This is a genomic window from Streptomyces marokkonensis, from assembly GCF_039539045.1.
In the GTDB taxonomy this organism is placed as follows: Bacteria; Actinomycetota; Actinomycetes; order Streptomycetales; family Streptomycetaceae; genus Streptomyces; species Streptomyces marokkonensis.
Window position 1 is genome coordinate 1 of sequence record NZ_BAABCQ010000291.1, and the last position, 5115, is coordinate 5115.

The following is a 5115-nucleotide window of genomic DNA, read 5'->3' on the forward strand; positions in this document are numbered from 1 at the left end:
CGACGTCTTCGCCCACTACTCGAACATCGCCACCCAGGGCTTCCGCGAGCTCCAGGAAGGCCAGCGGGTCAACTTCGACGTCACGCAGGGCCAGAAGGGCCCGCAGGCGGAGAACATCGTTCCCGCGTAACGCGCGCGAACCACGCGTGAGGGCCCGCACCGTGAGGTGCGGGCCCTCACGCGTCTGCCCGGAAGTGGGGCTGGGCGGACTCGCTCACGCTCCGTGAGTCCGTATGTCCGCCAGCTCGGTCGGCGGAGTCCTACGGCCCTCCGGACGCCGACTTTGCCATTTCTTTACAACCTGCGTCACTCCCGCCTCGTCTCTCCGTCCGATCCCCACTCCGTGCGGCATGCACCGCGCCGATCGACGAGAGAGAGCGACCCGATGCGCCGAACCACCCTCAGTGCCGTGGCACTGGCCTGCACCGCCGTACTGGCGGCTACCTCCCCCGCCTTCGCCGACGACCCCAGCCCGGTCCCCTCCGTCCCGGCGGGCGAGAGCGCCCCGAGCGTCAGGACCGTACCGCGCGAGGTGCCCGTGCCGTCCGCCGGCGTCCCGGGGGGCGAGCCGGCCGAGGCACCGGCCCCCGCACCCGCCGACGGCCAGGTCTCCGTCGTGCCCGAGGGCGCGGCCGACACCGGAGTGGCGGCGCCGGTCTCCTCCGGGGGCGACGAGAGCCTCGCCGGGGCGGGCGCCGGTGCCGTGCTCGTGGCGGGCGGCGTGGTCCTCTTCGTCGTACGCCGTCGGCGGGTGGCGACCGGAGCGTGATCCCGCTCTCCGGGCGCGCCCTCGTCCCCGCCGCGCTGGCCGTACTCCTCGTGGGCTGCGGCGGTGGTACCACCGAGCAGAGCGCCGGGGAGACTCCCGCACGGTCCGCGGCCACGGCACCGGCGCCCGCGCAGCCCTCGGCGAAGTCGCCCCGCCCTCTGGAGCGTTCGGTCCCGGTCGGTCTGCGCATTCCGGCCATCGGGGTCGACACCCCGGTGATGCGGCTGGGGTTGGCTTCGGACGGCACGGTGGAGGTCCCGCCCCTCACGGACGACGACCGCGCGGGCTGGTACCGGCACTCGCCGACTCCGGGCCAGGTCGGGCCGTCGGTCTTCCTCGGCCATGTCACGGTCGGCACTCATGGCGACGGCGTCTTCCGTCACCTCGCGCGGCTGCACCGGGGCGAGCGGATCGAGGCGCGTCTGGAGAACGGCACGGTGGCCGAGTTCACGGTCACCGCCGTACGGACGGTGGCGAAGGCCGACTTCCCGACGGACGACGTCTACGGGGACGTGGACCGACCGGAGCTGCGGCTCATCACCTGTGGCGGCCCGCTGGCCGGCGAGGAGTACCGGGACAACGTGATCGCCTTCGCCGAGCTGAGCCGTTGAGCGACTGAGCGACTGAGCGACTGAGCGAGAGCGTGGCCGAGCACCGCTCCGCTGTGTACCGCCGAGTTCCGCACACCTCACGACCATGGAGAGCGTTGAAACGGTCCCGTGACAGGGCGGCGTCCGAACTGTTCGCCGCCCTGTATCCGCGCCTCGCCGGCTGGTGCCGCCGGCTCGTCGACGACGACGAGACGGCCCACGAGATCGCCTCGGAGGCGTTCACCCGGCTCTGGGCCCGCTGGACGTCCGTGGAGGAGCCTCGCGGCTTCCTCTACGTCACGGCCGCCAACCTCGTACGGGACCATTGGCGCAAACTGGAGCGCGAGCGCCGGGCGGTGCGCCGGGTCACCGCGGAGGTCGCCGTGCGCCCGCACCCCGAGCAGGCGGACCCCTCGGTGCGCCTGCTCGTGCAGTCTCTGCCGGAGCGACTGCGTGTGCCGATCCTTCTCCACTACTACGCTGACATGCCGATCCGCGAGGTGTCCGTGCTGACCGGGCGCAAGGAAGGAACCGTCAAGGCCGATCTCCACGCGGCCCGGGAACTGCTCCGCGTCCATCTGAGGAGAAGCCTTGACCATACGCCTTGAGGACGGCCAGGACGACCGGGACCGGAACGATCCGCTGCTCGTCGTGCTGCGCTCGGGCAGCGACTCCCTGAGCCCGCCGCCGGGCCGTTACGAGGCGGTCCGCAGGGCGGCGTCCCGTCGGCGCCTGCTCCGCGCCGCGGCCGGTGCCGTCGGGACCGCCGCCGCCGTGCTGATCGCGCTGCCGCTGGATTGGACGGCCCCCGCGTCACCGCCGCGTCCGGCGGTTCCGCTGGCCCCGGTTCCCGCCGACCCCGCGCCGACGGCTTCACCGAGCCCCACCCCGCCCCGCGAACCCTCGAGGGTGCCCATGCCCTTCTCGGTGACCCCCGCGCCGGAAGGCACGCCGGAATCCACGCCGGAATTCGTGCCGGGCATCGTGCCGGACCCCGCGCCGGACGTCGTGCCGGGTTACTCGCCCTCGCCCTCGCCCTCGGTCGCGCGGAGCGCCGTGCCCGTGCCGTCGGAAGTCGGGGCCACGGAACGGTCCTGACGCGGGAAGGGACGCGGGAAGGGACGCGGTGGGAACCCGGCGAAGACATGGCAGAGGGCGGGGACGGAAGCTTCCGCTTCCGTCCCCGCCCTCTGCTCACACGTCCCTGCGCCTACACGTCCAGCGGCGTCGTACCGCCGAGCAGCGCCGACGCGGTCTCGACCGGCGTGGCGGCGGGTGCCGGAGCCGGCGCGATCTCGGGGTCGGCGTGGCAGGTGAAGCCGAGGCGGGTCATGGCCCGGGTGACCTCGCCGCTGGAGAAGTCGCGGCGGTCCTGCCGGGTGACGATCTCGCCCACCTGCTTGACGGGGTAGCGGCGGCGGCCGATGGTCACGGACTCACCCTTGATGGGCTCGGGCGTGACGCCCTTCATCGAGTCCAGCACCCCACCCTTGGTGAGGTCGAACGGGTACCGGGCGATGACACAGCGCATGATGCCTCCACAAGGGGGAGATGGGACGGGTGGATTGCCGTTCGCGGTTGGTCTGGAGCAGGGCCGTGCGCGGGACCCTAGGCCGCCGAGCCACCGGCGGACTGGCGACGCGGCCTGCGGGAGCGGGGGGCCTCGCCGGCCGGCCTGCCCTGGGTGCCGCCGCGGCCCTGGCCGGAGCGGGGCTGCTGGGTGGAGCCCTGGCCGGTGCGGCCCTGCCCGGAGCGGCCGCGGCGGCCGCGGGAGGAGGAACCCCCGCCGGACGCGGCGCGGCGCGGGCGCTCCACGACCGGTACGGCGATGACGACCGGGACACCGGACGGTGCCTGGGCACCGGTGATGCGGGACAGCTCCGCCTCGCCCGAACGGACCGGCGTGACCAGCGGGGTGATGCCGGCCGAGGCCATCAGCCGGGTCATCTCGCGCCGCTGACCCGGGGTCACCAGGGTGACGACGCTGCCGGACTCGCCGGCGCGGGCCGTGCGGCCGCCGCGGTGCAGGTAGTCCTTGTGGTCGCTGGGCGGGTCGACGTTGACGACCAGGTCGAGGTTGTCGACGTGGATGCCACGGGCCGCGACGTTGGTCGCCACCAGGGCCGTCACGTGTCCGTCCTTGAACTGGGCGAGGGTCCGCGTGCGCTGCGGCTGGGACTTGCCGCCGTGCAGGCCCGCCGCGCGGACGCCGTTGTTCAGCAGGTGCTTCACCAGCCGGTCCACGGCGTGCTTGGTGTCGAGGAACATGATCACCCGACCGTCGCGTGCCGCGATCTCGGTGGTCGTGCGGTGCTTGTCGGTGTCCAGCACGTGCAGCACGTGGTGCTCCATCGTGGTGACGGCACCGGCCGACGGGTCGACGGAGTGCACCACCGGGTCCGTCAGGTAGCGGCGGACCAGCCGGTCGACGTTGCGGTCCAGGGTGGCCGAGAACAGCATCCGCTGGCCCTCGGGACGCACCTGGTCGAGCAGGGCGGTGACCTGGGGCATGAAGCCCATGTCGGTCATCTGGTCGGCCTCGTCCAGGACGGTGATGGCGACGTCGCCGAGGTGGCAGTCGCCCCGGTCGATGAGGTCCTTGAGCCGTCCGGGCGTCGCGACGACGAGCTCCGCGCCGCCCCGCAGCGCGCCGGCCTGTCGGCCGATCGACATGCCGCCGACCACGGTGGCCGACCGCAGGCCCAGGGAACGGGCGTACGGGGCGAGCGCGTCGGTGACCTGCTGGGCCAGCTCACGGGTGGGTACGAGGACGAGGGCGAGCGGACGTCGCGGCTCGGCGCGCTGCCCGGCCGTACGGGCCAGCAGGGCGAGGCCGAAGGCGAGCGTCTTGCCCGAGCCGGTGCGGCCGCGGCCGAGTACGTCGCGGCCGGCCAGGGAGTTCGGCAGGGTCGCCGCCTGGATCGGGAACGGGCTGGTCACTCCCTCGCCCGCGAGCGCGGTCAGCAGGCGGGCCGGCATGTCGAGTTCGGCGAACGACTCGACGGCGGGCAGCGCCGGCGTGATCGTCTTCGGCAGAGCGAACTCGCCGCCCTGGGGGGCGGCCGGCCGGCGACCGGAGGTCTGGGAGCGGCGGGGGCCGCCACCGCCGGAACGTCGACGGTCGTTGGTGCGTACGCGGTTCATGGGGAACCTTCCTTGATATGGCACGTATCAAGGGAGACCCGCAGCAAAAGAGCGGCGCAGGGAATCGCAAGAACGAGCCGGCCCCGGCCGGTTTCGGCGTAGAGAGCCGAGCGGACCGAGAGAATTGATGAAAACGAGAGAATTGAACGCGCGGGGAGAAAGTCGGAACCCCGCAGGGCGCTGTGCGCCCGGAAACGCGGCGAGCTGGGGCCCGCACCCCTAGGCGCGGGCCCCAGCTGCGAAGTATGCGTGAGCGTCAGGCGGGAACGATGTTCTCGGCCGTCGGGCCCTTCTGGCCCTGCGCGATGTCGAAGGTGACCTTCTGACCTTCGAGCAGCTCGCGGTAGCCCTGGGCGTTGATGTTGGAGTAGTGCACGAAGACGTCGGGGCCGCCCCCGTCCTGCGCGATGAAGCCGAAGCCCTTTTCGGCGTTGAACCACTTCACGGTTCCGGTAGCCATAATTTTCTCCTTCGGTACGGTGCTCGGAGCCCACCCTGTGTGAACTCCGGTCGCCGTGATGATCACCCCGTCGGAAAAAACCTTCAGGCAACCACAACTGCAACTTCCAACGACAGTAGCACGCCGTGATCGCCCCGGAGCTGGCAATAATC

8 protein-coding genes are annotated in these 5115 nt (G+C 72.4%); 5 read left to right on the forward strand and 3 right to left on the reverse strand.

Going from position 1 to position 5115, the window contains the following annotated elements; genetic code table 11:
* From ABEA26_RS34865 to ABEA26_RS34885, 5 genes are all read left to right on the forward strand, one after another.
* Positions 1–130 (forward strand): cold shock domain-containing protein (locus ABEA26_RS34865; RefSeq protein WP_345597956.1); only part of this gene is annotated, 130 nt, incomplete at its 5' end.
* Positions 131–385: 255 nt separating this feature from the next.
* Positions 386–769, forward strand: a complete 384-nt coding sequence (locus tag ABEA26_RS34870; RefSeq protein ID WP_345597943.1) for a sortase-dependent protein — start codon at positions 386–388, stop codon at positions 767–769.
* Complete coding sequence (locus tag ABEA26_RS34875) at positions 766–1380, forward strand: class F sortase (RefSeq protein WP_345597945.1); 615 nt, start codon at positions 766–768, stop codon at positions 1378–1380. Before ABEA26_RS34870 ends, ABEA26_RS34875 begins: the two co-directional genes overlap by 4 nt.
* A gap of 95 nt (positions 1381–1475) precedes the next feature.
* The gene (locus ABEA26_RS34880) at positions 1476–1967 is read left to right on the forward strand and encodes an RNA polymerase sigma factor (protein WP_003975205.1); all 492 of its coding nucleotides are present in this window, start codon (positions 1476–1478) and stop codon (positions 1965–1967) included.
* The gene (locus ABEA26_RS34885) at positions 1951–2457 is read left to right on the forward strand and encodes a hypothetical protein (protein ID WP_345597947.1); all 507 of its coding nucleotides are present in this window, start codon (positions 1951–1953) and stop codon (positions 2455–2457) included. Before ABEA26_RS34880 ends, ABEA26_RS34885 begins: the two co-directional genes overlap by 17 nt.
* A 112-nt stretch (positions 2458–2569) precedes the next feature.
* On the opposite strand, the gene ABEA26_RS34890 is transcribed toward ABEA26_RS34885, so the two are convergent.
* The 3 genes from ABEA26_RS34890 to ABEA26_RS34900 form a co-directional block, all read right to left on the reverse strand.
* Complete coding sequence (locus ABEA26_RS34890; RefSeq protein WP_345597949.1) at positions 2570–2890, reverse strand: SCO5918 family protein; 321 nt, start codon at positions 2888–2890, stop codon at positions 2570–2572.
* A 77-nt stretch (positions 2891–2967) separates the two neighbouring features.
* Positions 2968–4503, reverse strand: a complete 1536-nt coding sequence (locus ABEA26_RS34895) for a DEAD/DEAH box helicase (RefSeq protein ID WP_345597952.1) — start codon at positions 4501–4503, stop codon at positions 2968–2970.
* Positions 4504–4759: 256 nt separating this feature from the next.
* Positions 4760–4963: a cold-shock protein gene (locus ABEA26_RS34900; RefSeq protein WP_345597954.1), complete on the reverse strand. Its 204-nt coding sequence runs from the start codon at positions 4961–4963 to the stop codon at positions 4760–4762.
* Positions 4964–5115: the final 152 nt, after the last annotated feature.

What these genes read in the sequence shown, in the direction of transcription:
- ABEA26_RS34870 (WP_345597943.1), top strand. Translation starts at nt 386, where the DNA reads ATGCGCCGAACCACCCTCAGTGCCGTGGCACTGGCCTGCACCGCCGTA.
- ABEA26_RS34890 (WP_345597949.1), bottom strand. Translation starts at nt 2,890, where the DNA reads ATGCGCTGTGTCATCGCCCGGTACCCGTTCGACCTCACCAAGGGTGGG.
- ABEA26_RS34895 (WP_345597952.1), bottom strand. Translation starts at nt 4,503, where the DNA reads ATGAACCGCGTACGCACCAACGACCGTCGACGTTCCGGCGGTGGCGGC.
- ABEA26_RS34900 (WP_345597954.1), bottom strand. Translation starts at nt 4,963, where the DNA reads ATGGCTACCGGAACCGTGAAGTGGTTCAACGCCGAAAAGGGCTTCGGC.